A 25,580-nucleotide genomic window follows, 5' to 3' on the forward strand; every position below is an offset into this window, starting at 1 on the left:
AATGTGTGACATAGTTTATAGCGCAATGAGGCTAATGAGGGTTAGTCCAGAGCGGATACCTGGAGTTTCATGCTAAAAAAGATGCCAGCGTTTCACCATCACGGCAGCAAAAGTCACACGACCGCCAAAAATAAAAAAGTTCCATTGGTGTGAAAAAGAATTCAGAATTGCTTCCGACTGATGCCGAGAACTCCAATTCTGCGTTCCGGCACCGCGATCTACCGGCTATTTGCGAGGCAAGCAATGAGCACAGCACAGATGTCCCGTCCGCCACAGACTCTCTACGTCAGCATCCGTCGCGATGAATTGCGCCAGTTGAAGGACGAACGCGATCAATTGCAGCAGGAAGTCCTGCGTTTGCGCTCGCATCTGCAAGGCCAGCTGGAACAGACCTCCGCCGCCCGCCCCGCGCTGTGCTGAATCGCGCTGTAAGATAATGCTTACAGATCGCTGACAAAGTTTTCACACGCTCTCCCCGATACTCCCCGCCCGAAGGGCTGCCCCATGCAAGGGCGGCCTCTGTTTGCGCGCGTTCCTGCGCGCCAGCTGAAAATAATTGGGTTGGAGTGTTGGATGGCGATGTTCAAGCGCGGCACTGCGTCTGCGAAAGGCTTTGATTGGGCCGGCTTCGGTTGGCTGTTTCTGTTCTTCTGGTACTTCTCGGGTATTACCCAACTGCTGATCCAGCTGACCGGCACTTCCGGCTTCAGCGGGTTCCGCCAGGCCTTCTTCATGAGTGCGCTGTGGCTGGCGCCGATGCTGCTGTTCCCGCGCCGCACGCGCCTGCTGGCAGCCTTGATCGGTGTGGTGCTGTGGGCATGTTCCATGGCCAGCCTGGGTTATTTCTTCATTTACCAGCAGGAATTTTCCCAGAGCGTCATCTTCATCATGTTCGAATCGAACATCTCTGAAGCCGGCGAGTACGCGACCCAATATTTCGCCTGGTGGATCGTGCTGGCGTTTATCGCCCATACCGCCTTCGCCGTGTTTTTGTGGACCCGCCTGCGCCCGGTGTATCTGCCGCGCGGGCAGTCGATGCTGGCGGCCGCTGCCATCGTGCTGGCGGTGGTCGGTTACCCGCTGGTCAAGCAGATCGCCACCAGCGACAACATGGAACAGGCCATCGACCGTTTTGAAACCCGCATCGAGCCGGCCGTACCGTGGCAGATGATCGTGGCCTACCGTCGTTACACCGAACAACTGGATAACATGCAGGGCATGCTCACCAGCGCCAGCCAGATCCCACCGCTGAAAAACCTCAAGGACAACAACGCCGGCCAGCCGTCGACCCTGGTGCTGGTCATCGGCGAGTCGACCAATCGCCAGCGCATGAGCCTCTACGGCTACCCGCGCAACACCACGCCGGAACTCGACAAGCTGCGTGATCAATTGGCGGTGTTCGACAACGTCATCACCCCGCGCCCCTACACCATCGAGGCGCTGCAACAGGTGCTGACCTTCGCCGACGAAGAAAACCCCGACCTGTACCTCAAGACCCCATCGATTGTCAGCGTGATGAAGCAGGCCGGCTACAAGACCTACTGGATCACCAACCAGCAGACCATGACCAAGCGCAACACCATGCTCACGACCTTTTCCGAACAGGCCGACGAGCAGGTGTATCTCAACAATAATCGCAACCAGAACGCCCGCCAGTACGACGGCGACGTACTGGAGCCCTTCGCCAAGGCCATGGCCGACGGTGCCGAGCGCAAGTTCATCGTGGTGCATCTGCTGGGTACGCACATGAGCTACCAGTACCGCTACCCGCCAAGCTTTGACAAGTTCACCGACCGCCAGGGCGTGCCCAAGGGTGTCAGCGATGCCCAGTTGCCCACGTACAACAGCTACGACAACGCGGTGCTGTACAACGACTTCGTGGTGTCGAGCCTGATCAAGGACTACGCCAAGAGCGATCCCAATGGCTTCTTGTTGTACCTGTCGGACCATGGCGAAGACGTGTTCGACTCCGCAGGCCACAGCACACTGGGTCGCAACGAAGCAAAGCCGACCGCGCCGATGTACACCATTCCGTTCATGGCTTACGCCTCGCCCAAATGGCGCGAAAGCCACAACTGGAATTTTGCCGGCGACCTGCAACGCCCTTACAGCAGCTCACAGTTGATTCACACCTGGGCCGATCTGGCCGGGCTGAGCTTCGACGAATGGGACCACAGCAAAAGCCTGGTGAGTGACAGCTTTACGCCACGCCCGCTGATGATCGGCAATCCCTACGAGACCAAGCAAAAGGGCTTGATCGACTTCAGCCTGATCAAGCCGAAGAAGACCGAGCCGAACGAGGTGGTGCTCAAGTAGCCTCTGAAACAAGAAGATAACAATCATTCTCGTTTAAACCTAAAGTTGCGCGACTCCTTTCGTCTTTGAGCCAAGGCCTTTTTTATCGAAAAGGCTACAAAGAAAAAAGGAGTCTGCCGCAATGCTTTCGCCCTTCACCCGCTCCATCACCCTCACCCTCGGCCTCTTCGGCAGCGTGCTCAGCCCTGAGCTGCTGGCTGAAACCGATCCCGAGCAAGCGTCGCCCACAGCACTCGAACTGGCCGCCATCAGCGTCACCGCCGAGGACCCGGGCACCAATACCGAGCACACCGGTGCCTACACCACCGGGGCCATGAGCACCGCCACGCGCCTGAACCTGTCCATCAAGGAAACCCCGCAATCGGTCTCGGTGGTCACCCGCCAGCAGATGGACGACTTCAACCTCAACACCCTGACCGAAGCGTTGCGCCAGACCACCGGCGTCGTGGTGCAGCACTATGACTCGGACCGCCCCGCCTACTCTGCACGCGGCTATGGCATCACCAACTTCCAAGTCGACGGGATGCTCAATACCTTCGGCTACATGAAGTCCGATGCCGACACCATCATTTACGACCGAATCGAGGTGGTACGCGGCGCCACCGGCTTGACCACGGGCGCGGGCGACCCCTCGGCCACCATCAACATGGTGCGCAAGCGTCCGACCGACCAATGGCAGGCTAAAGCCGGGGTGAGTGCCGGCAGTTATGACAACTACCACAGCTACGTGGACGTGGGCGGCCCGCTGGCCTTTGACGGCAGGCTGCGCGGGCGCGGCGTGCTGGCCTACCGCGACAGTCAATCACACCGTGACAACTACAGGCTGGAGCGCATCGTGGGTTACGGCATTCTGGAAGGCGACCTGAGTGACGACACGGTGCTTGCGGTGGGCTATGACTACCAGGACAAACAGGTGCAAGGCACCTCCTGGGGCACCGTGCCTTACTGGAACAGCCAGGGCGGCAAGGCCGGGTTGTCACGCTCCACCAACATGGCTGCGCACTGGAGCTCCTGGCCGCTGACCGACAAGACCACCTTCGCCACCCTCGATCACCGGCTCGGCGGCGACTGGCGCGTCAAAGCCGCCTACACCCATCGGCAAAGCGACACGGACGGCAAGGTGTACTACGGCGGCGCAGGCTTCCCGAATGCAGATCGCAGCGGCATGGAGGCCTGGACCAGTCGCATGGTGGGCACCTCGAGGATGGACGTGTTTGACTTCAACCTGTCCGGCACCTATTCACTGCTGGGTCGTCGGCATGAAGTGATGATGGGCTACGGCCAATCCCAGCAGAGGGACGCCTCCCCGCATCAACGCGACCTGATAGAGGGCGACTACCGCACCATCCAGGACTGGAAACACATGGGTGGCATCGGCAAGTTCGCCGATGTGACAACCGGCCTCAAGGGGGAGCACAGCCGCAAGCAGCAGCAAGCCGGCTACCTGGCCACGCGATTGAGCCTCACCGACCGCCTGCATGCGGTACTGGGCAGCCGTTACGGCAGTTGGGAAATCGAAACGTCCTCCCCTCAGTACGACGCCAATGACCAATGGATCAAGTCCGACAAAACCCGGCAGACCCACAACGATATGTGGACGCCCTACGCCGGCCTGCTTTATGACCTGACCCCGGAGTACACGGTCTACGCGAGCTACACCGATATTTTCAAACCCCAGGACGCGCGCGATGCCAACCGCAAATACTTGGAACCCATCGTCGGCAGCAATTATGAAGTGGGCCTCAAAGGCAGCCTGCTCAATGAGCGCCTGAATCTCGCCACCGCGTACTTCTGGAGCACCCAGGACAACGTCGCGGAGCTCGACGACTCGGTGCCGCCGGATCCGAGAACCAAAGAGTCGTTTTATACATCAGGCGGCAAGGGCAACAAGGTACGCGGGTTCGAAGTGGAACTGGCCGGTGAAGTGATGCCCGACTGGAACATCACTGCGGGCTACACCTACACGCATTCGGTGAACGGCGAGGACCGCCGCAATAACAGCGAGCAACCGTTGAACCTGCTGCGGCTGTCAAGTGCGTATCGGCTGCCGGGCGCGTGGCGCCAGTTGACGGTCGGGGGTGCCTTCAACTGGCAGAGCGAGACCTACGCCTGGAGCAACAGGCCGACCGGCGAGCGCGACGCTCAGGGCAATCGCATCACCACGCGAGCGAAGATCACTCAGCAGGCTTACTCGTTGGTTAACCTGATGTCCCGCTACCAGTTCAACGAGCACGTTTCGGCGTCGCTTAACGTCAATAATCTATTTGATAAAAAATACTATGAACGCGTTGGCTTTTATAACGGTGTGCATTGGGGCGACCCACGTTCGATCACGTTGGCGATGGACTGGAAACTCTGAGCCCGGCGCCGGCAAAGTTAACAACACCGTTAGTGTTTAAATGTTTCTCGCGTTAATTTCCACTTAATTGAATCGTCCCACAATCGCCCCATGACTTCGCTCAGGGACCGAACGAATAACGATCACTCTTAATGGGAATACCGCAATGAAACTGTCGACCTTGATGCTGGCCAGCCTGATGACCCTGACCTCTGCCGCCGCCTTTGCAGAGGGCGGCTCGGAGCGCTTGAGGCAGTTCTATGAGGACTTCGCCTTTATGCAACAAAAGACCCAAGGCACCGCCGATCAAACCGCTTCCGCTGACGGCAGGACATTAAAAGCCGATACCGACGAACAACAGCAGCCAAACATTTAATTAACGTTTAGTTAATCTGCACTACCCGTTACCACTGTGCTCCTTTGGCAAGCGGTTTATTGGGCGCCATTTAATGGCGCCCTTTTTTTGCCACTTATTTATTAAAGCGGTTTATTCCAGAACAGCATGCGGCCATTGGCCGGATCGAACATTGAATCATCGAAGCCAAACTTTCGATAGGCCGACTGTGCCACTTCATTGCCTTCCAGCACTTCCAGAGTGATCTTGCAGCAGCCACGCTGACGAGCGATTTCCTCGACCTTTTGCAGCATCTTCTGACTCAACCCCAGGCCGCGAAACGCTTCCATCACCGCCACATCGTGGACGTTGACCAGCGGGCGGCAGGCAAAGGTGGAAAAACCTTCAAAACAATTGACCAGACCGGCAGGCTCACCGCCCACAAACGCCAGCACGCTGAAAGCATGGGGGCGTTTGGCCAGTTCGGCCGGCAATTGTTGCAGCAGGTCGGCGGGCAGGCTGTGCCCACCGCCCATGGGGTGTTCGGCGTAATGGTTGAGTACCAGCGCAATCGCCTCGGCGTGCACAGGATTGGTGTAACTGGCTTGCAGCACCAGGATGTCAGGGGTGTCCATCAGCTTCCTCGATCACGACAGCAAGGGAATCGGCTCCCTTTGAGGGCATCGATTGTAAGCGCGGAGTCAGCAGCGGATGAAGGAGATTTACTACAAAGGCATGTAAGAACAAGCGAAGGTTGCGCAGCGAAAAATCTGTCATAGGCCAAAACGCTGCCATTGCATCTCCTGCAGTCGGCTCAGCGTCCGTCGAAACGGAAACGCCAGATAACCTTCGGTATAAAGACGCTCCAGCGGCACCTTCGCCTCAATGAACAGCGGCACCTTGCGGTCATAGCACTCATCCACCAGGGCAATGAAGCGACGCACGCTATCGTCGTGCACCGACAACTGCGGCAGTTCGCGATCCCCCGCCGCCACGCGCATGGCGGCATCTTCAGTGCCTCGTGCAATGCGCCCCGGACGCTGTTGTGCGCTGAGGCTGGGCACCTCGCCCAGCAGAATTGCTTTGAAACGGTCACACAACAGCATGAAGTCCATCGCGGCCAGAGGTTGCTCGCACAGGTCGGCATAGCGGCACCACAGCACCGTGTCACTGGCCTGCACTGTCACGATCGAACGATGCCCGACGCTGATCGCCCCACCGCCGGATGCTGGCACGTCGCTCAATGCCTGGAACACCGCCGCCAGCGCATCAGCCTGATTCACCCAGTAGCGCTGCACCTCCACGCCAGGGTGCAAACGATGATCCTCGCCGCCGTCCACGGCCACCACCTGCATATGCTGCTTGATCGCCGCAATGCCCGGCAGGAAACGCTCACGGTTGAAGCCACCGGCGTACAACTGGTCAGGCGGCTGGTTGGAAGTGCACACCACTACCACGCCGTGCTCGAACATCACCTGAAACAGACGGCCAAGAATGATCGCATCGCCAATGTCATTGACGAACAACTCATCGAAACACAGTACCCGCACAGCCTGGCTGAGTTCCCGGGCCAGCGCCTGCAAGGGATCGGGAATGCCGGTGAGCTGAAACGAGCGCTGATGTACCCAGCCCATGAAGTGATGGAAGTGCTGACGCCGCGCAGGCACCCGCAGGCTTTGGTAAAACCGGTCCATCAGCCAGGTCTTGCCACGGCCCACCGGGCCCCAGAGGTACACGCCAGTGATCGGCGCGCGGCCCTGGTGCAAGGCCTCATGGCAGGCCTGCAGCGCCCCGACCGCCCGGCGCTGGGCTTCATCGGAGACGAAGCCCTCTTCGGCAATGGCGTGTTGGTAGGACGCCAGGGGCGATTCGAACGTCATGGATACCTGCCCTGACCACACCGGAGTTTGCCTGTTCTATGGGAACGCTACGCCAGGCTCTTGCTGACCACCTCGAACACATCGCTGGACAGCTCACCGCAACCCCGAATGCGCTCCAACTCGGCCTTCATCAGCGCCTGGCGCGCAGCATCGTATTTGCGCCAGCGCGTCAGCGGCGCCAACTGGCGCGAAGCGATCTGTGGGTTCAGCGTGTTCAGCTCGATCACCAGGTCCGCCAGGAAGCGGTAGCCCGAACCATCGACGGCATGGAAGTTGACGAGGTTCTGCCCGGCAAACGCACCGATCAGGGCGCGTACCTTGTTCGGGTTCTTGATGGTGAACGCCGGATGCTGCATCAGCGCATTGACCCGTGCCAGCCCGCCCGGGAGGGTGCTGCCGGCCTGCACGCTGAACCACTGGTCCATGACCAGCGGGTTGTCCTTGAAGTTCTCGGCAAACACCGCCAACGCCTGTGCCTTCTCCGCCTCGAAGGGCGAGTTCACCAGCACCGCCAGTGCGGTCAGGCGCTCGGTCATGTTGTCGCTGGTATCGAATTGATCCAGGGTGGCCGCCAGCACTTGCGGCTTGCCGCTGAGCATCAGGTACGACAGCGCGATGTTCTGCAATGCGCGACGGGCAAAGTGCTCGGCCGCCGCGACATACGGCGTCTGCCGGGACAGCTCGCGATTGGCCTGATAACGCAGCCACAGGCCTTCGAACAGGTTGTCCGCCAGTTGCTTGCGCGCGAACTCACGGGCGGCGTGGATCGCGTCCACATCGGCCACGTCGCTGATTTCCGCCAGATACGCTTCGCCGGGCAGCGAGAGCATTTCGGCGACCATGGCCTGATCCAGGCTTTCATCACTCAATACCGAGCGCAGCGCGTCGATCAGGCGTTGATCCAGCTTCAGCGGCTGGCCGGCCTGGTGCTGGCCGATCAGTTCCTGCAATACCTGCACCGACAGTTGCTGGCCGGCATCCCAGCGGTTGAAGCCATCGCTGTCGTGCTGCATCAGAAACATCAACTGGTCGCGGCTGTACGCAAAGCTCAGTTTCACCGGTGCCGAGAACCCACGCAGCAGCGAAGGCAAGGGCTGTTCGGCGATATCGACGAAGGTGAAGGTCTGCTCGGCTTCGGTCACCGAAATCACCCGCGACGTGGCGCCGGCGGTTGCTTCGCCCGCCAGGCGCAGCGCAATACCTGCACCCTTGCCGTCCAGCAGGCCCAGTTCCACCGGAATCACGAACGGCAGTTTTTCCACCTTGTCCGGCGTCGCCGGGCAGGTCTGGCGGAACGTCAGGCTGTAGGTATTGGCCACCGCATCAAAGGCTTCGCTCACCGCCAGACGTGGCGTACCGGCCTGGCTGTACCAGCGCTTGAACTGGCTGAGGTCGGCGCCGTTGGCGTCTTCCATCGCCTTGATGAAGTCATCGCAGGTTACCGCCTGGCCATCGTGGCGCTCAAAGTACAGGTCGCTGCCTTTGCGGAAACCCTCGGCGCCGAGCAGAGTGTGGATCATGCCGACCACTTCCGAACCCTTTTCGTACACGGTGAGGGTGTAGAAATTGGAGATCTCGATAAAGCTGTCCGGACGCACCGCGTGGGCCATGGGGCCGGCGTCTTCAGCGAACTGGTGCGTGCGCAGGTAGGCCACATCCTGGATACGCTTGACCGTGGCCGAGTTCATGTCGGCGGAGAAGCCCGAGTCGCGGAACACGGTGAAGCCTTCCTTGAGCGACAGCTGGAACCAGTCGCGGCAGGTGACGCGGTTGCCCGACCAGTTGTGGAAGTATTCATGCGCGACGATGGCTTCGACGCGCTGATGCGCGGCGTCGGTGGCCGTTTCGGCGCGAGCCAGCACGGCGCTGGAGTTGAAGATGTTGAGGCCCTTGTTCTCCATGGCGCCCATGTTGAAATCGTTGACCGCAACGATCATGAAGATGTCGAGGTCGTACTCACGACCGTAGGTTTCTTCGTCCCAGCGCATGGATTTTTTCAGGCTGGTCATGGCGTGCTGGCACTTGTCGATATTTTCCGGCTCGACGTAGATGCGCAGCGCCACTTCGCGCTCGGTCATGGTGGTAAAGCTGTCTTCGACACACCACAGGTCACCTGCCACCAGTGCGAACAGGTAGGCGGGTTTCTTGAACGGGTCTTCCCAGGTCGCCCAGTGTCGGCCGTCTTCGCCAGGGCCGCTGGCAATCGGGTTGCCGTTGGACAGCAGTACCGGGTAACGGTGTTGCTCGGCGATCACCGTGGTGGTGAAGATGCTCATCACGTCCGGGCGGTCGAGGTAATAGGTGATCTTGCGAAAGCCTTCGGCCTCGCACTGGGTGCAGAACATGCTGCCGGACTTGTACAGGCCTTCCAGCGCGGTGTTGGTTTCCGGGTGGATCTTGACCGTGGTGTCGAGGGTGAAGACCGCACTCGTCGGCTGCACGGTCAGGTGGCTGTCGGTCAATTGGTAGTCAGCGGCCGTCAGCTCTTGATCGGCCAGGTTCACGCTCAGCAGTTCCAGCAGTTGCCCGTCCAGCACCAGCGGCGGCAAGCCGTCGCCGCGCTCGGGGTTGCGGCGCATCACGAGCTGCGCGTGGACCAGACTGTGGTCCTCGAACAACTCGAAGGTCAGGTGCGTCTCGTCAATCAGGTAATCCGGCGCCTGATAGTCCTTCAGGTAAATCATCTTCGGTTGTTCGGTGCGCATGCTGGGAATCCTTCTACTGATGCACGGCGAGCTGGTAGGCCGTGTATTTACGAATATTGATAACGCCGGTATCGAAGATCAGGTATTGGCCCTTGATCCCCAGCAGCGTGCCTTCGGCAATCGGGTTCTTGTCCAGGTTGAAGCTGACGATCTTGGTCGGATACTGCTCGACCGGGTAGCGAATCTCGATCGGCTCAACGTCGGCAATGGTTTGGATGGCCTGCAGGCCAAAGCGTTCCTGCAACGTCACCAGACCTTCGGCGCAGCTGGCGAACAACTCATCGCGCACCTGCTTGAGGTCGACGGTTTGTGCATCGCCCTTGAGCAGCGCACGCCAGTTGGTCTTGTCGGCCACCTGGCTGCGGAACAGGTCTTCGACGAAACCCGATTGCTGACGCGTGGCCACGCGCATGATCGGCAGCGCCTGGCTGGCCCCCTGGTCGAGCCAGCGCGTCGGCAACTGGGTGGCGCGGGTGATGCCGACCTTGATCCCCGACGAATTGGCCAGGTACACCACATGGTCGGTCATGCAGAAGGTTTCGCCCCACACCGGATCACGGCAGGTGCCGGCGTCGTAATGGCAGCGCTCCGGGCTCATGATGCAGAGGTCACACTGGGCCAGCTTGGTCATGCATGGGTAGCAATAACCCTGGCTGAAGCTGGTCTTGGTCTTGCGCCCGCAATGGCTGCAATGGATGGCGCCAAGAAACTCAAGGCGTATGTGCGTGCCGATCAACGGGTTGACCGGCACCTCGGTATCGCCCAGGCGAAAGCTGTACTGAACGGTCGGCTCACCGAGCTGCGCCGACATTTTGCTGACTGCACCGCGACCAATTTCAATCAATGGATCGCATCCGACTTGAACAGAATATTGGGCACCGTCTCGGACTTGGACGCGCATTCCTGCGGGCCCATGTAGCCGGTACGCTGCTCTTCGGGCAGGTTGTGGATCTCCCACGCGATCATCGCCTGCAGCGACAGCTCGCGCTGCTCGGCAGTGAGCTTGCGGCCATCGGACCATTTGCCGATTTCCACGGCGAGCTTGAGGCTCTCGTAGATATCCGGGGTGATGTTTTCGATCATTTCAGCAAAAGAGGACATGAGCTCTTCCTTATCAAATAGACGCTTTGCGGCGGTTGTAGAGGCCGCCCAGCAAGCCGGTGAGGCAACCGATGACCAGCCCGCCCACGTGGGCGGCGTTGGCGATTTCGCCGAAGCCGATCATCGAGACCAGCCCCGACAGGCACAGCACCAGCCATATCAGCATCATCGCCAGCACCCCACGGGGCAGGCGATACGCTGGGTTGGGCGAGAGCAGTTGAAAGATCCAGCAATGCCCGAGCAGCCCATACAGCACGCCGGACAAGCCACCGAACAGGCCGGGGCCGCCGTACGCGTATTGGGCGTAGTTGGAAACCAGGCTGAACAACAGGGTCAGGCCCAGCAGGTTGATGCTGCCCTGACGCACTTCGATGCGCCGCCCCAGCTCCCAGTACCACATGCCGTTCATGGCCAGGTGCAGAATGCCGAAGTGGATCAGCATCGGTGTAACCAGCCGCCACCATTGCCCCTCGGCCAGCATCTGGGCGAACGGGGTGAACTGGATGTACTCGCCCATGACCCGGAACGGCAGGAAGGTCAGCCAACCGACAGCCTGCAGGTTTTCACCGAGCAAGGTCACCGCGCCGACGATCAGGCTTGCCAGCAGCACCAGCGCGGTGACCGGGCTGTGGCGCAATTGCTGCACAAAACCTGGACGCACCGCCGGCGCCTGCTCGGGAATATCCAGTTGCTGGTCCGGATCGCCGGCGGGAAAGCGTTGATACAGCACGTGCACGTCTTCGCTGATACTTTCTGGCACCCACAACACCTGCTCACCGGCCTCTTCACTGACGTGATGGGGCACTTGCATGCGCTGCAGCAGCTTGACGAAACCGCCCAGGTCGACGCTCAAGGGCAAGCGCAATACAGCCACGGTACTCATTCAATAACCTCGGGGCGCTCAACATCAACCCATACGAATTTAGCCGGATCCAGTCGGGTTTCCTGGTCCAGACGATACGCCACCAGCTTGCCGTACAGCACCGCGCTGTAGTCCAGGCAAGCCAGGTTGTCGCGGATCGGCGCCGGTTTGCCGCTGCGCCAGTAGTGGCCGACGAACAGCAACGGCTCATCGACGCCATAGCGCAGCAGTGAATTTTTTTCGGTCGAGGACAGCGGCGTGCGCGCCACCGGCTCGGGCAATGCGTCGGGCTGGAAGACCACGTCGCCGTAGGTCTTGGGGTCGTCCTCCCAGAACTTGGTGCGAAAGAACGAGCGGGTCAGGCCGTCGCCGCCGGTCAGCGTCAAGCCGTCGGGCAGGCGCATGTCGGTGCCGCGCAACAGGCGGTCGAAGGCGTTGCAGGCAAAACTGCCGGGCACGGCGGCGGCCTGCACAAACGCCTGGTCGATGCAGCCGTCGGGGAATCGGGCGCGCAGTGGCTGGATAAAGCTTTCGTCCCAGCACGCATGCACCACGCGAAAACGCCCGGCATCGACGAACAGCGGCATGTCGTAGAACCAGCCAAGGAAAGCCTGCCAGTCGCCCGGGTGCTGCTCGAACTGGGTCAGGGTTTCGTGGATCAGCCGCGCATGCCGCGGGTTGTGCTCGCGCACGAATTGCTTGCCACTGCCCGGTGGCGCCGGTGTGGTCCAGCCCAGCGCGTTGAATTCATGATTGCCCATGATGCACAGCGCCTGACCGGCCACCGCCATGTCGTGGACAATATGCAGCGCCTCGCGAATGCGCGGGCCACGGTCGATGATATCGCCGAGGAACACCGCCATGCGCGACGGATGGCGCCAGGTGCCGCCCTGCTTGTGGTAACCCAGGCGATCGAGCAAGTGCTCAAGGGTATGAGCGCAACCGTGCACGTCACCAATCAGGTCGTAGCTACGCGCGGGATCGAGCATCAGTCGCCTCCACCCCCCAAGCGGCTGCCCCAGCCCAGCTTGGTGCGGCACACTTCATAGTAGTTGTGGTCCAGCGGGTGAATCAGGCGCAGCTTCTGCGCCTTCTTGCTCACGGTGATGGTGTCACCGGGGGCGCAGGTAAAATGGTTCTGCCCGTCGCAGGAGACTTGCGGGTAGATCTGCATGTCTTTGGACACCACGATTTTCAGCTCGCTGTTGCCGTCGACCACAATCGGCCGACTGGACAACATATGGGGGTACATCGGCACGATCACAATGGCATCGAGCTTGGGATGCATGATCGGGCCACCGGCCGACAGCGCGTACGCGGTGGAGCCGGTCGGCGTGGCGACGATCAGGCCGTCGGCCTTCTGGCTGCACACGAACTGACCGTCGATATACAGCTCGAACTCAATCATCCGCGTGGATTTACCGGGATGCAGCACCACATCGTTGAGCGCATCGCCCTGGCCGATGGCCTCACCGTGGCGACGCACCTCGGCCTGCAGCAGGAAGCGGTTTTCCACCAGGTAATGGCCGTCGAGCACCTTGGCCACTTCGACCTCCAGCTCATCGGGCCGGATATCGGTGAGAAACCCCAGGCTGCCGCGGTTGATCCCCAGCACCGGCACGTTATGCCGCGCCAGGGCGCGTGCGGCGCCCAGCAGGCTGCCATCGCCGCCGACCACAATCACCATGTCACACACTTCGCCGAGCATCTTGCGCGAGGAAGTCTGCAGGCCGTGGCCGGGGAGAATCTCGGCGATGGTGTCTTCGAGGATCACGTGCAGATGGCGTTCGAGCAGGAATTTTTTCAGCCGGCGGACAGTGTCCAGCACCTGGGTACTGCCCAGGCGACCGATAATGCCGATATTGCGAAATTGCTCCATGGGGCTCCTGCGGTTCCGGGTGCGGCGAAAACCACGATTATGGGTGAAAGGCCGCGTCAGGCAAAACCCTTTGTCAGCGCAAAGACTTGATGACAATGGTTCTCACGCACCTGCACCACACTTAAAAGGCTATGCTCGGAGCATGACTGTGTTCCCCGACCTGCACACCTTGCCCCGCCAATTGCGTCACCCCGAGGTGCGCGACCTCGCGTGGGTGATTTTGGCGCCACCGATGCTGGCGCAGACGCCGTGGCCGCAACGCCACCCGCTGGCCGGCAGCGATTGGGTGCAGGCCCCCTGCCGGCTGGAACACTGGCTGCGCCAGCTGGACGCCGACAGCAGCGCCTTGCAGCATTGGCTCAGTCTGGCCCGCACACGGCGCCTGGGCCTTTATTATGAGCGCCTGTGGCAATTCGCCGTGCAGCATGCACCGGGCGTGCACTTGCTGGCCGCCAACCTGCCGATTCGCCGGGCCGGGCATACGCTGGGCGAGTTGGACATGCTGCTGCGTGATCGCGATGGCGTGCACCATCTGGAACTGGCGATCAAGCTCTACCTCGGGCCCCAGGCCGGTGATGGCCGCGCCACCGAGCAATGGCTGGGCCCCGGCTGCCATGACCGGCTCGACCGCAAGCTGGCGCACCTGGCCGAGCATCAACTGCCGATCTCGGCCCGCCCGGAAAGCCGCGAAGCGCTGGCCGCGCTGCAGGTTCAACAGTTCGACGCGCACCTGTGGCTTGGAGGTTACCTGTTGTATCCATGGCCGGGCCCGGCCGAACCGCCGCTGGGCGCGCATCCGCAGCATTTACGCGGCAGTTGGTTGCATCAGCGTGACTGGCAGGATTTTGTCGCCACGCGCCCGCCGGGCCGCTGGCAACCCCTGCCCCGTCACGCCTGGCTGGCGCCGGCGCATTACCCGGCCGATGAGGTGTGGAGCGAGGCACAGATGCGCGCGTGGCTGGCGGCGCTGGCCCCCATGGCGCCCGCGCAGTTGCTGGTGCGGCTGGTGCAACAGGGCGAAGACTGGGAGGAAGCCGAGCGACTGTTTCTGGTCGCCGACCTGTGGCCGAACGTGCCGGGTAACCCCTGAGGGTCAGACCGACTGCGGCTTGACCTTCAGATGCCGGGCGTACCAGGGCCGCCTGGGCACGCGCTTGAACAGGCCCTGCAACCCGTCGTCTTCAGCGCTGAAGGTGATGCGCAACGCCAGCTTCATGGTTTCCGGGTCCATTTCCATCGACCTGCCCCTTTGCAACCCCGGCGTGGTGCTGCAGCCATGGGTGTCCGGGCCCAGCCACGGGTCGCCCACCTCCACCCAGCGTCCCGGGGCAAACCAGGCCACGCCATTGACTTGCATACGGCTGACTTCACCCGGATTGAAACGCTCGTGGGCGCGAAACCAGTCTTCGACGCGGTCATCGATCCAGCCGTGAAAATGCCAGAACACGGGATTCACATGGGATGAAAACGGATCACCGAGAAAATCGTTTTGCGCCACGTACCAGAGCGCGGCGAAGTCCGCAGGGTCGCGGGCGAAAGGCACCGGCGCGCCGTTGGAGGGGTCGCGCGGCACCGAGGCCCAGCGCATGTGCAGCCAGTCGTGCAGGCCCAGCTCCATTTCCGAGCCCAACTGACCGAGGGTCAAGCGCGCCAGGTAGCGCGGGTCGCGGTATTGGGATTCCCACACCTGGAAGTTGCTGTGGTAGGTCTCGGCGGCCTTGATGTCGCTGACCCACTGGGTGTAGTCGCTGTCATCCGGGGCCGACCAGGTGGGCGGCAGGGCAAAACCGTCGTGGTTGTCGAAATAACGCAAAAAGCCCGGGCGATCGCTTTCCAGCGCCGGCTGCGGTGCGGGAAATTGCGGCCATGACGGCAGGTTTTGCATCGAGCGCGCGGTGCCGAGCATATGGCGGTGCATGAAGAAGAAGTCGATGCCCGAGCCGTTGCGGTCTTTGCGCTTGCCGCGAGCGTCACGCTCCTGCCCCCGTGGGCCGGGTTGCCAGCCGATGCCGCGCAGGGCGTCGCGCTTTTCTTCGGAGAGCTTGTGCCACTGGTCACGGGTGGCGTGCCAGAGCTGGTGAAACAGGCGGTGTTCGGGCGCGATCAGCCACGCCAGCAAGGTCGGGTTGAGGCCGATGCGCTGGCGAGCTTCGGGGAACAGCTGTTTGTGGGCGATAAAGCGGTTGTCGCGCTCGGTCAGCGCCAGGGGACGATCGAGGTCGAGGATCTGCCCGCTGAGGGTGCTGCTGCCGGCGTTGGCGAAGTCGGCCCAGACCTCGTCGAGGGTCATCCTGAATTCATAGCTGGGGGCGCCGCCGGCAGAGTCGCGGTCGATCAGGCGCCAGTAGAGCACCGTGCCTTCGCCCGTCAGGTCGCCCAGTACGCGGTAGCGCGGTTCGCCCTCGGCGCGCAGGTTGGCGGCGGTGTCCAGGTAGCCGCGCAGACCACGGCCACGCGGCGCGATATCCAGCAGCAGCTCGAGGCCATGCAGCGGCAGGCCCTTGAGCCCGGCGTCACGGCCTGCCAGGCGCAGGCTCCACACCCCGCGCAAGGTATTGGCCAGGTGCTGGCCGGCAGTATCGGCCAACGCCACCGTGGCTTCGCCGGGGGTGATGGGCAACTCTTCTTCCCGCGTCAGCTCGCGATGGGCGTAAAAGGCCGCCGGCACGGCCGCGCCAGTCAGCGCCAGGCCTGCGATGAACCCACGTCGAGAGATCGTCATTGTCTACCTTAGGAAACGGCTTAATCAGAGCTAGAACGTTTGCAGCCCGGCAAAATTTACCGCCCCGCCCTGCCCGCCTAAATTTCCCCTGCCATGGCTCGTCCTTCCCAGATAGCAAAGGCCTCAACTGACTGAGATGGCAATGACAAAACCACGTTCGAAAAAGGCGCTGTATCTCGGCTTGCCGCTGGCCCTGGCCATTGGCGCCGGGGCCGGTTTTCTGGTCTGGGATCACTGGTTCAAGGGCAATGCCGGCTACCCGCTGGAGGTAATCCGGCAGGCCAACGAAATGCAGGACCGCCTGTTGTCGTTCGACAGCCACATCACCGTGCCCATGGATTTCGGCACCGCCGGCAATGAGGCCGACAAGGATGGCAGCGGGCAGTTCGACCTGGCCAAGGCTGCACGCGGACGCCTCTCCGGCGCGGCGCTGACGATTTTCGGCTGGCCGGAAATCTGGAACGGCGACCACGCACCACACAGGCCCACCGATGGTTTTGTCGAAGAGGCCCGCCACGAGCAGGAGGTGCGCTACCAAATCATCACCGGCATGGTGCGTGACTTTCCCAATCAGGTCGGCATCGCCTACACCCCGGATGATTTGCGGCGCCTGCACGGCGAGGGCAAATTCGCGATCTTCATCAGCATGCTCAACGCCTATCCGCTAGGGGATGACCTGAACCAGCTGGACCTGTGGACCGCGCGCGGCATGCGCATGTTCGGCTTCAGCTACATCGGCAACAACGCCTGGTCGGATTCGTCGCGGCCGCTGCCGTTTTTCAATGACTCCACCGATGCCCTGGGCGGGCTGTCGCCAATCGGCCAGCAAGCGGTGCAGCGCCTGAACGACCTGGGGGTGATTATCGATGTGTCGCAGATGTCGACCCAGGCGCTGGAGCAGGTCGCGCACTTGAGCCGCACGCCGATGGTGGCTTCGCACTCGGCGCCACGGGCGTCGGTGGACATCCCGCGCAACCTCAGCGACAAAGAATTGCAACTGATCAAACAGAGTGGCGGCGTGGTGCAGGTGGTGGGGTTCCCCGCCTACCTGCGTCCGCTGAGCCAGCCCATCCAGGACAAACTCAATGTTCTGCGCGCGCGTTTCGACCTGCCGCCCTTGCCTAACCTGGCCATGGCGCTGATGCCGGGCGATGCCATCATCGCTGCCTGGCCCGAGCAGAAGTTCGGCCAGTACGCCCAGGGGCTGTACGGCATTCTCGAAGAAGAACCCAAGGCCAGCCTCAAGGACTGGGGCGATGCCGTCGACTACACCGTGCGCAAGATCGGCATCGATCACGTGGGCATTGCTTCGGACTTCAACGACGGCGGCGGTATCGAGGGCTGGAACAACGTCGGCGAAATCCGCAACGTCACCGCCGAGCTGATCCAGCGTGGTTACTCCGAAGCCGATATCGCCAAGCTGTGGGGAGGCAACTTCCTGCGGGTATGGGACCAGGTGCAAAAGGCCGCCAAGCCGTTGGCCAACCGTTGATCAACCACGAAGCAAGTCCCATGACCGACCGCCGCACCTTTCTCAAACAGGCGGGCCTGCTCGCTGCCAGCCTGCCCCTGGGCGCTTCGCTGATGCCCCCGGCGCTGGCCACCACGGCAATCGACCCCTGGACGGGATTGAAGCAATTGTTCGACCAGGACCCGAGCTATCTGCATTTCTCCAACTTCCTGGTGACCTCGCACCCCAAACCGGTGCGCGACGCCATCGAGCGCTATCGCCAGCAGATCGACCGCAACCCCGGCCTGGCGATGGACTGGGACCTGCAGGAAACCTGGAAGCGTGAAGGCCAGGTACGCGACTGGGCCGGCCGCTATTTGCAGGCCACGCCGGCGCAGATCGCCCTCACCGGCAGCACCTCCGAAGGCCTGGCGATGATCTATGGCGGCATCAAGGTGCGGCCGGACCAGGAGATCCTCACCACCGTCCATGAGTATTACGCCACCCAGAGCGTGCTGGATTTTCGCACGCTCAAGGAGGGCACGCAGGTGCGCCGCATCGAGCTGTTCAAGCGCGCCAGCCAGGTGTCGGCGGATGAGGTGCTTGGCAATATCAAACGGGCCATTCGCCCCAACACCCGCGTGCTCGGCATGACGTGGGTGCAGTCCGGCAGCGGCGTGAAGCTGCCCATCGGCGAAATCGGCACGCTGGTGGACGAACACAACCGTAACCGCGACGACCAGGACCGGCTGCTGTACGTGGTCGACGGGGTGCATGGCTTCGGCGTCGAGAACCTGGACTTTCCCGACATGCACTGTGATTTCTTCATCGCCGGCACTCACAAGTGGATGTTCGGCCCGCGCGGCACCGGCCTGGTCTGCGCGCGCGACAGCGATAACCCATACGTCACGCCCATGGTGGCGACTTTCTCCGAAGACACCAATTTCGCCACGCGCATGACGCCCGGCGGCTATCACGCTTTCGAGCATCGCTGGGCGGCGGATGAAGCCTTCAAGCTGCACCTGCAACTGGGCAAGGCGCAGGTGCAGGCGCGTATTCATGAGCTCAATACCGAGCTGAAAACCCGCCTGCTCGCCCATCCGCAGATCGAGCTGGTAACGCCACGCAGCCCGGCGCTGTCAGCCGGCTTCACTTTCTTCCGGGTCAAGGGCCAGGACAGCGACGCGGTGGCGGCCTACCTGATGAAAAATCGCGTGGTGGTGGATGCGGTGGAGCGTGATGCCGGCCCGGTGGTGCGCACGTCTCCCGGCCTGCTCAATTCCACGGATGAAATCCAGCGTTTCATGAGCCTGCTGAGCCAGCGGGTGTGATGCCCTTTTCCCTTTGAACGAGATGCCCACATGAATCCATCGCGACTCAAACCCCTGAACCTACTGGCGTTGACCGCCGTGTGCGGCGCGCTGTTGCCCAGCCTGGCCTGGGCCGAAACGCCGCAACCGGGCAAGGTGTTCAAGGACTGCAAGGACTGTCCGGAAATGGTGGTGTTGCCGGTCGGCACTTTTACCATGGGCACCCCGGACGATGAAGTCGGCCGCGAGCCCGACGAGGGTCCGATGCATGAGGTGACCTTCGCCAAGCCTTTCGCCATGAGCCGCTTTCAGGTGACCGCCGGCGAATGGGACAGCTACGTCCGCCAGAGCGGTGTGAAGATCGCCGACGGCGACACCCGCCCCGGCCGCGAGTGCATCGCCAGCAAGCCGCGCTACCCACAGGGCCCGCGCCAGCCAGCGGTGTGCATGGACATGGACGACATCAGGCAGTACGTGAGCTGGCTGTCGAAAAAAACCGGCCAGCGTTACCACCTGGTCAGCGAGTCACAACGTGAATACGCCGCCCGCGCCGGCTCCAGCGGACCGTTCCCCTTCCCGTTCGACGAAGGCAAGGGCTATAGCATCGCCAAGCACGCCAACACCTATGGCCCAGCGGATGGCTACAGCTATTCATCACCGGTGGGCAGCTACCCGCCGAACGCGTTTGGCCTGTATGACATGCATGGCAATGTGTATGAGCGGGTTGCCGATTGCGAACACCCCAACTATATCGGCGCGCCCACCGATGGCAGCGCGTGGGTGGAGCCGAACTGCGAGGGGTATCAGATTCGGGGCAATGACTGGGGCGAGGCCCCGGTGTTTTCGCGGTCGGGTAACCGGAACAATATTTACCCGCAGACGCGAGGGGACTGGATTGGCTTCAGGGTTGTGCGGGAGCTTTGATCCATAGAGATCCAAATGTGGGGGCAACTGACTTGATGCCCCCAATCCAAGCATTTTTTTCAAAGGCCGCCACATCCCTGTGGCGAGCAGGCTTGTCCTGCGTTGGGCTGCGCAGCAGCCCCAAAATCAGGCGCTGAGCCGTATCAGGTACACCGCGTTTTGCTGGATTGGGGGCGCTTCGCCCCCCAACGCGGGGCAAGCCCGCTCGCCACAATAAGCCCACACACTTTCCTTAACTGAACGGCATTGGGGCTTGCCACAGAGCCTTCAGTTTACTGCGCTCTTGCTTTCAACCCGCCCGCTGAGCGAGCAACGCCAACCCCTCCTGCAACGCCGGAAACAAACTGTTATTAAAGTTGTTCCAGCGCAGCTCAAGAATAGTGTCCTCAGGCGAAATCTCCGTCTTGAGCACATCATGAAACACCTCCCCTGAGTCGATCCCATTATCCACGTAATGAAACGAGGCCCCGGTGAGATAAAGCGGTTCACAAGGCCTGGTTTCCCGGGTGGTCCAATCCACCACCGCCTCGCCACGCGCGCCATGCAACGCATTCCACGTCGCATAGGCACCCCGACGCTCATACGGCGACTCAATGCGGGTGATACCCGGATGAATATTCATGATCCGCCGCGCAAACGGCGCGCCCGGACGCACCAGTTCATCGAGGATCACCAGCAAGCCATCGAGCACCACGATATCGGCCTTCAACTCCACCAGCGTGTCATGCAGACGACGCTCGAAGTCCTGCTTGCCGGCGATGTGCTCGGCGCTGCCGCGGGGTAAACGGCGGTAGGTGGACGGCACGCTCAGCAGCAGATCGTTGACCCACTTGCCCTGCACCCGCAGGTCTGCCGGGTACAGCCACGGGCGGCCCGGTGTGCAGGCAAAGCCGTAATCGGCAACCAGCGCCTGGTCCCGAGGGTTGTGTTCGTCATCGTCATACACCACGCCCACCAAGTCATAGGCCTGGCCCAGCGGCGTGTCGTTGAGCGCTCCCACCAGAAACTCCAGCACCGACGTCATGTAGCGTTCGTGGTCCTTGTAGGCCACCGGCTGCCCGGCCTTGTCGGCGGCGGCATTGCGCAGGGACCACACATACACCAGATTTTTCTTTGTCATGTTTTCGCTCTCGCTGAAGAAACCGCGCACGGCGTCGCTACGCGTGCGCCTACAGAACAAGAACGAACCAGCCCGCGGGCAATTTATCCGCCGCCGTCCACCGCCTGGCACACCGGGTTAAATAGTTGCCCCGACGCTTCGTTTGTCATGGGTAAGGGTCTGTGTGCCCAGCCCCCTCTTTTTGACTTTCCGGGAAGTATTTATGACCGATGCCAAACGCGGCGCCTTCAACGGCTTGCTCGCACTGATCAGGCCCTTTCGCACCATCGTGACGGTGTCCGTTGCGCTGGGCATGGTCGGCGGCCTCGCCATCACTCTGCTGCTGGCCACCATCAACAACGCCCTGCATTCGGCCGGCGGCATGACCCAGGGCGTGGTCATGACCTTTGCCGCGCTGTGCGTGGTGGCACTGGTCAGCTCGATCATTTCCGACATCGGCACCAACTATGTGGGCCAGCGCATCATCGCGGCGCTGCGCAAGGACCTGGGCGAAAAGGTCCTGTCCGCGCCCATCGGCCAGATCGAGCGCTATCGCTCCCACCGCCTGATCCCGGTGCTGACCCATGATGTGGACACCATCAGCGATTTCTCCTTTGCGTTCACCCCGCTGGCCATCGCCGCCACGGTCACCCTCGGTTGCCTGGGCTACCTGGCGTACCTGTCGGTGCCGATGTTCTTGATGATGGTGGTGGCAATCATCATCGGCAGCACCGTGCAGTTCATTGCCGGCGGCAAGGGCATCCAGGGTTTCGACCTGGCACGCGGGCATGAGGATGAGTTGCAGCGTTACTACAACGCCATCGCTTCCGGTGCCAAGGAGCTGCGCATGCACCGTCCACGGCGCTTTCGCATGAACACCCACCGAATCAAGGAAACCGCCGACCTGATCAGCGATATCCAGGTGCGGTCGGTGAATATCTACATTCTTGCCAAGACCTTCGGCTCGATGCTGTTCTTCGTGGTCATCGGTCTGGCCCTGGCGATGCAGGCGTACAGGCCCAATCCGGACCCGACCGTGATCACCGGCTTCGTACTGGTGCTGCTGTACATGAAAGGCCCGCTGGAACATTTGCTGGGCTACCTGCCGGTGGTGGGCAAGGCGAAGATTGCCTTCGGCCGTATCAGCGAGCTGTCGCAGCGCTTCTCGTCGCCGGAACCACACCTGCTGATGGACGACAGCGAAGCACCGAAACCTGTGGTCAACAGCCTCGAACTCAAGGGCGTGAGCTACAGCCCTCCGGCGGTCGAAGGCAGCGAGCCGTTCCACCTGGGGCCGATCAACCTGAGCATCAAGCAAGGCGATATCGTGTTCATTGTCGGCGAGAACGGCAGCGGCAAGACCACCCTGATCAAACTGCTGCTGGGCCTTTACCCGCCGCAGGCCGGCGAAATCCGCCTCAACGGCGAAGCGGTGACCGCCGCCGAACGCGACGACTATCGACAGTTGTTCACTACGGTGTTCTCCGACTATTACCTGTTCGACGACCTGGTGCAGGGCAGCGCCGCCCAGTCGCTGGACAGCGCCAGCAAATACCTGGAACGCCTGGAGATCGCACACAAGGTCAGCGTCAAGGACGGCGTGTTCAGCACCACCGACCTCTCCACCGGCCAGCGTAAACGTCTGGCACTGGTAAACGCCTGGCTCGAAGAACGCCCGGTGCTGGTGTTCGACGAGTGGGCTGCCGACCAGGACCCGGCCTTTCGTCGCATTTTCTATACCGAGCTGCTGCCAGACCTCAAGCGCCTGGGCAAGACCATCATCGTCATCAGCCACGACGATCGCTATTTCGACATCGCCGACCAGTTGGTGCGCCTGCGCGCCGGCCAGGTGATGCATGAGCTGGAACCGGCGTGAATTTTATTTTCCGGTTTCCCCAAGTAGGAACGTCTCACTAGTGGTAATGAGAATTGACCTCAATAAACACTTAGAATTGCCCACTTAAAAACATAGAAGAGAAAGCATCCATGCCAGCACGACTCGGTCTCAGCCCCCTGAGCAAAGCGCTATCCATGCGCCGGGCCTTGAACATCAACCTTCTTCCGAGTGCCCTGGCGCTTGCGGTATCGCTGCCGATTGCAGGCTATGTACAGGCCCAGGAGATCGAGTTGAATATTCCTGCACAGCCGCTGGGGAGCGCGCTGCAGGAATTCGGCCGGCAGACCAATGTGCAGGTGTTGTATAGCCCCGGGGATGTGCAGGGCAAGAACAGCCGCGCGGTCAAGGGCAAGATGGAGCCGCAGTTGGCGATCGCCACGCTGCTGGCAGGCACCTCGACCACCCACAGCCTCAGCGGCAACTCGTTGACCATCACCGCTGCGGGGACCGCGACCGGACTGGAGCTGAGCCCCACCCAGGTCACCGGCAACATGCTCGGCAACGTCACCGAAAACACCGGCTCCTATACGCCGGGGTCCATCGCGACCTCCACACGCCTGGTCCTGACGCCAAAGGAAACGCCACAGTCGGTCACCGTCGTCACCCGTCAACACATGGATGACTTCGGTCTGAATAACGTGGATGACGTGATGCGCCACACGCCGGGCATTACGGTCTCCGCCTTCGACACCGAGCGCAGCAATTACTACGCCCGGGGGTTCTCCATCAATAACTTCCAGTACGACGGGATTCCGTCCACCTCGCGCAACGTTGCCTACTCGGCAGGCAACACCCTGAGCGACATGGCGATCTACGACCGCGTCGAAGTGCTCAAGGGTGCCACCGGCCTGTTGACCGGCGCAGGTTCGCTGGGCGCAACCATCAACCTGGTGCGTAAAAAACCCACCGCCGACTTCCAGGGCCACGCTTCACTGGGCGCCGGTTCCTGGGACAACTACCGCAGCGAACTGGACGTCAGCGGGCCGCTGACCGAAACCGGCAATGTGCGTGGCCGCGCCGTCGCCGCCTATCAGGACAAACACTCGTTCATGGACCGCTATGAGCGCAAAAGCCCGACCTACTACGGCATCATGGAGTTCGACCTGTCGCCCGATACCATGCTGACGGTAGGCGGCGACTATCAGGACAGCCTGCCCAAAGGCTCTTCGTGGTCCGGCAGCTTCCCGCTGATCGACGCCCAGGGTAATCGCAACAAAGTGAAGCGCTCGTTCAACAACGCCGCCGACTGGAGCAGTTGGGAGCAGTACACCCGCACCGCGTTCGCCATGCTCGAGCATGACCTCGGTGGAGGTTGGGTCACCAAGCTGCAGCTGGACCACAAGATCAACGGTTATCACGCGCTGATGGGTTCGATTCAGGGCGATACCCCGGCTCTGGACGGTACATCGCAGCTCACCTCGGGCAAATACACCGGTGAAACCGTCAGTGACTCGGGCGACCTGTATGTGAGCGGCCCCTTCAGCCTGGGTGGCCGCGAGCATGAACTGGTATTCGGTGGCTCCATCAGCTCCTCGGAGTGGAAGGGCAACGGTTACTGGAACCTTGCGCCCAACCTGGTCGACTTCAACAACTGGCACGGTAACGCCCGCGAACCGGACTGGGGTCAGTCGCAATCGAAAATCGACGACACCGTACGCCAGACCGGCATGTACATGACTACCCGCCTGAACCTCGCCGACGACCTCAAGCTGTTGCTTGGCGGCCGCGTTGTCAACTACACGGTGACCGGTAATAACCCGACCTACCGTGAGTCGGGACGTTTTGTGCCTTACGTCGGTGCGGTATACGACCTGAACGATACCTACTCGGTCTACGCCAGCTATACCGACATTTTCATGCCACAGGAAAGCTACAACCGCGACAGGAACGACAAACTGCTTGAGCCGGACGAAGGCCAGAACTGGGAGCTGGGCATCAAGGCAGACTTCCTGGATGGTCGTGTGAACGCCAGCGCCGCCTACTTCGAGATTCATGAAGACAACCGTTCCGTGTCGGACGACGACTACAACAACTTGAAGCCTACGCCGTCGAATTATGCGTTCAAGGGCACCCAGGCCGTGACCAAGGGTTACGAGCTGGAAATGTCAGGCGAAATCGCTCCGGGCTGGCAACTCCAGGGCGGTTACACCCACAAGATTGTGCGTGACGACAAGGACGTGAAAATTTCCACGTTCGAACCGGAAGATCAGGTCAGCCTCTACACCACATACAAACTCAAGGGCAATCTGGACAAGTTGACCGTCGGCGGTGGCGCTCGCTGGCAGAGCGTTGGCTGGCAGGATATCTACAACAGTCCGCGTGGCGGCTATGAGGAATTCTCTCAAAAGGCCTACTGGCTGGTGGACGCGATGGCGCGTTATCAATTCACCAAAAACGTGTCGGCCACGTTGAATATCAATAACGTCTTCGACAAGTCCTACTACACCAACATCGGCTTCTATAACTCCGCCGCTTATGGTGAACCTCGTAACTTCATGCTCAGCACCCGCTGGGACTTCTGAGGCGCATCAATCAACGGATGACGGTCTGAATTAAAACGCCCCGAGCCTTCAAGGCCCGGGGCGTTTTTGTGTGTGCCGCCACGCCCAATCTGCGATCTAGCGCTGTCACGCAGCAAACTGGAGCCTCTGTGGCGAGCGGGCTTGCCCTAATGCTGTTCAGTTAAACGCAGATTCCCTGTGGCGAGCAGGCTTGTCCTGCGTTGGGCTGCGCAGCAGCCCCAAAACCAGGCCCTGAGCCGTA

General features: G+C 61.4%; 20 protein-coding genes. 10 read left to right on the forward strand and 10 right to left on the reverse strand.

Annotation, left to right across the window (positions count from 1 at the left end):
- Window positions 1-243 precede the first annotated feature (243 nt).
- The 4 genes from TU75_RS27605 (at window position 244) to TU75_RS01065 (ending at window position 5,030) form a co-directional block, all read left to right on the forward strand.
- The gene (locus TU75_RS27605) at window positions 244-420 is read left to right on the forward strand and encodes a DUF6026 family protein (protein WP_256094252.1); all 177 of its coding nucleotides are present in this window, start codon (window positions 244-246) and stop codon (window positions 418-420) included.
- 153 nt (window positions 421-573) lie between these two features.
- On the forward strand, window positions 574-2,316 hold the full coding sequence (locus TU75_RS01055; protein WP_060547963.1) for a phosphoethanolamine transferase CptA: 1,743 nt from the start codon (window positions 574-576) through the stop codon (window positions 2,314-2,316).
- A 121-nt stretch (window positions 2,317-2,437) separates the two neighbouring features.
- Window positions 2,438-4,675 carry a TonB-dependent siderophore receptor gene (locus TU75_RS01060; RefSeq protein WP_060547964.1) on the forward strand — a complete coding sequence of 746 codons (2,238 nt, stop codon included), beginning with the start codon at window positions 2,438-2,440 and terminating at the stop codon, window positions 4,673-4,675.
- Window positions 4,676-4,820: 145 nt separating this feature from the next.
- Window positions 4,821-5,030, forward strand: coding sequence for a hypothetical protein (locus tag TU75_RS01065; RefSeq protein WP_060547965.1), 210 nt, complete (start codon window positions 4,821-4,823; stop codon window positions 5,028-5,030).
- A gap of 101 nt (window positions 5,031-5,131) precedes the next feature.
- Here TU75_RS01065 and TU75_RS01070 read toward each other — a convergent pair whose 3' ends face one another.
- The 8 genes from TU75_RS01070 to TU75_RS01105 form a co-directional block, all read right to left on the reverse strand.
- Complete coding sequence (locus TU75_RS01070) at window positions 5,132-5,623, reverse strand: GNAT family N-acetyltransferase (protein ID WP_003236386.1); 492 nt, start codon at window positions 5,621-5,623, stop codon at window positions 5,132-5,134.
- A gap of 138 nt (window positions 5,624-5,761) precedes the next feature.
- Window positions 5,762-6,868, reverse strand: a complete 1,107-nt coding sequence (gene zapE, locus TU75_RS01075) for a cell division protein ZapE (protein ID WP_060547966.1) — start codon at window positions 6,866-6,868, stop codon at window positions 5,762-5,764.
- A 47-nt stretch (window positions 6,869-6,915) separates the two neighbouring features.
- Entirely contained in the window at window positions 6,916-9,573 is a 2,658-nt protein-coding gene (gene pepN / locus TU75_RS01080) for an aminopeptidase N (RefSeq protein WP_060547967.1), read from the reverse strand.
- A gap of 13 nt (window positions 9,574-9,586) precedes the next feature.
- A complete protein-coding gene (locus TU75_RS01085; RefSeq protein ID WP_003236393.1) occupies window positions 9,587-10,417 on the reverse strand; it encodes a DUF2797 domain-containing protein in 831 nt (276 codons plus the stop codon).
- On the reverse strand, window positions 10,414-10,674 hold the full coding sequence (locus TU75_RS01090; RefSeq protein WP_060547968.1) for a YeaC family protein: 261 nt from the start codon (window positions 10,672-10,674) through the stop codon (window positions 10,414-10,416). Before TU75_RS01090 ends, TU75_RS01085 begins: the two co-directional genes overlap by 4 nt.
- 13 nt (window positions 10,675-10,687) lie before the next feature.
- Window positions 10,688-11,557, reverse strand: a complete 870-nt coding sequence (locus TU75_RS01095; RefSeq protein ID WP_003236397.1) for a rhomboid family intramembrane serine protease — start codon at window positions 11,555-11,557, stop codon at window positions 10,688-10,690.
- A complete protein-coding gene (locus TU75_RS01100; protein ID WP_060547969.1) occupies window positions 11,554-12,525 on the reverse strand; it encodes a metallophosphoesterase in 972 nt (323 codons plus the stop codon). The genes TU75_RS01095 and TU75_RS01100 overlap by 4 nt, the downstream gene beginning before the upstream one ends.
- Window positions 12,525-13,415, reverse strand: a complete 891-nt coding sequence (locus tag TU75_RS01105) for an NAD(+) kinase (RefSeq protein WP_003217892.1) — start codon at window positions 13,413-13,415, stop codon at window positions 12,525-12,527. Before TU75_RS01105 ends, TU75_RS01100 begins: the two co-directional genes overlap by 1 nt.
- A 142-nt stretch (window positions 13,416-13,557) precedes the next feature.
- Here TU75_RS01105 and TU75_RS01110 point away from each other — a divergent pair, with 142 nt between their 5' ends.
- Window positions 13,558-14,505, forward strand: a complete 948-nt coding sequence (locus TU75_RS01110) for a DUF1853 family protein (RefSeq protein ID WP_003236401.1) — start codon at window positions 13,558-13,560, stop codon at window positions 14,503-14,505.
- A gap of 3 nt (window positions 14,506-14,508) precedes the next feature.
- On the opposite strand, the gene pvdP is transcribed toward TU75_RS01110, so the two are convergent.
- A complete protein-coding gene (gene pvdP / locus TU75_RS01115) occupies window positions 14,509-16,137 on the reverse strand; it encodes a pyoverdine maturation tyrosinase PvdP (protein WP_060547970.1) in 1,629 nt (542 codons plus the stop codon).
- A gap of 142 nt (window positions 16,138-16,279) precedes the next feature.
- Between pvdP and pvdM the strand changes: the two genes are divergently transcribed.
- From pvdM to pvdO, 3 genes are read left to right on the forward strand one after another with little or no spacing between them, the layout of a single operon-like run.
- Window positions 16,280-17,629 carry a pyoverdine-tailoring dipeptidase-like protein PvdM gene (gene pvdM / locus TU75_RS01120; RefSeq protein ID WP_060547971.1) on the forward strand — a complete coding sequence of 450 codons (1,350 nt, stop codon included), beginning with the start codon at window positions 16,280-16,282 and terminating at the stop codon, window positions 17,627-17,629.
- 20 nt (window positions 17,630-17,649) lie between these two features.
- Complete coding sequence (pvdN, locus tag TU75_RS01125) at window positions 17,650-18,918, forward strand: pyoverdine-tailoring periplasmic protein PvdN (RefSeq protein WP_060547972.1); 1,269 nt, start codon at window positions 17,650-17,652, stop codon at window positions 18,916-18,918.
- Window positions 18,919-18,948: 30 nt separating this feature from the next.
- Entirely contained in the window at window positions 18,949-19,821 is an 873-nt protein-coding gene (gene pvdO, locus TU75_RS01130; protein WP_060547973.1) for a dihydropyoverdine dehydrogenase, read from the forward strand.
- A gap of 289 nt (window positions 19,822-20,110) precedes the next feature.
- Here the strand turns inward: pvdO and TU75_RS01135 are convergent, their stop codons facing one another.
- Entirely contained in the window at window positions 20,111-20,941 is an 831-nt protein-coding gene (locus TU75_RS01135) for a formyl transferase (protein ID WP_060548033.1), read from the reverse strand.
- Between the two features lie 202 nt (window positions 20,942-21,143).
- Here TU75_RS01135 and TU75_RS01140 point away from each other — a divergent pair, with 202 nt between their 5' ends.
- Entirely contained in the window at window positions 21,144-22,796 is a 1,653-nt protein-coding gene (locus TU75_RS01140; protein ID WP_060547974.1) for a cyclic peptide export ABC transporter, read from the forward strand.
- Window positions 22,797-22,906: 110 nt separating this feature from the next.
- Entirely contained in the window at window positions 22,907-25,339 is a 2,433-nt protein-coding gene (locus TU75_RS01145; protein WP_197676836.1) for a TonB-dependent siderophore receptor, read from the forward strand.
- Window positions 25,340-25,580: the final 241 nt, after the last annotated feature.

Origin of the sequence: Pseudomonas poae (genome assembly GCF_001439785.1) — a bacterium.
GTDB lineage: Bacteria > Pseudomonadota > Gammaproteobacteria > Pseudomonadales > Pseudomonadaceae > Aquipseudomonas > Aquipseudomonas poae.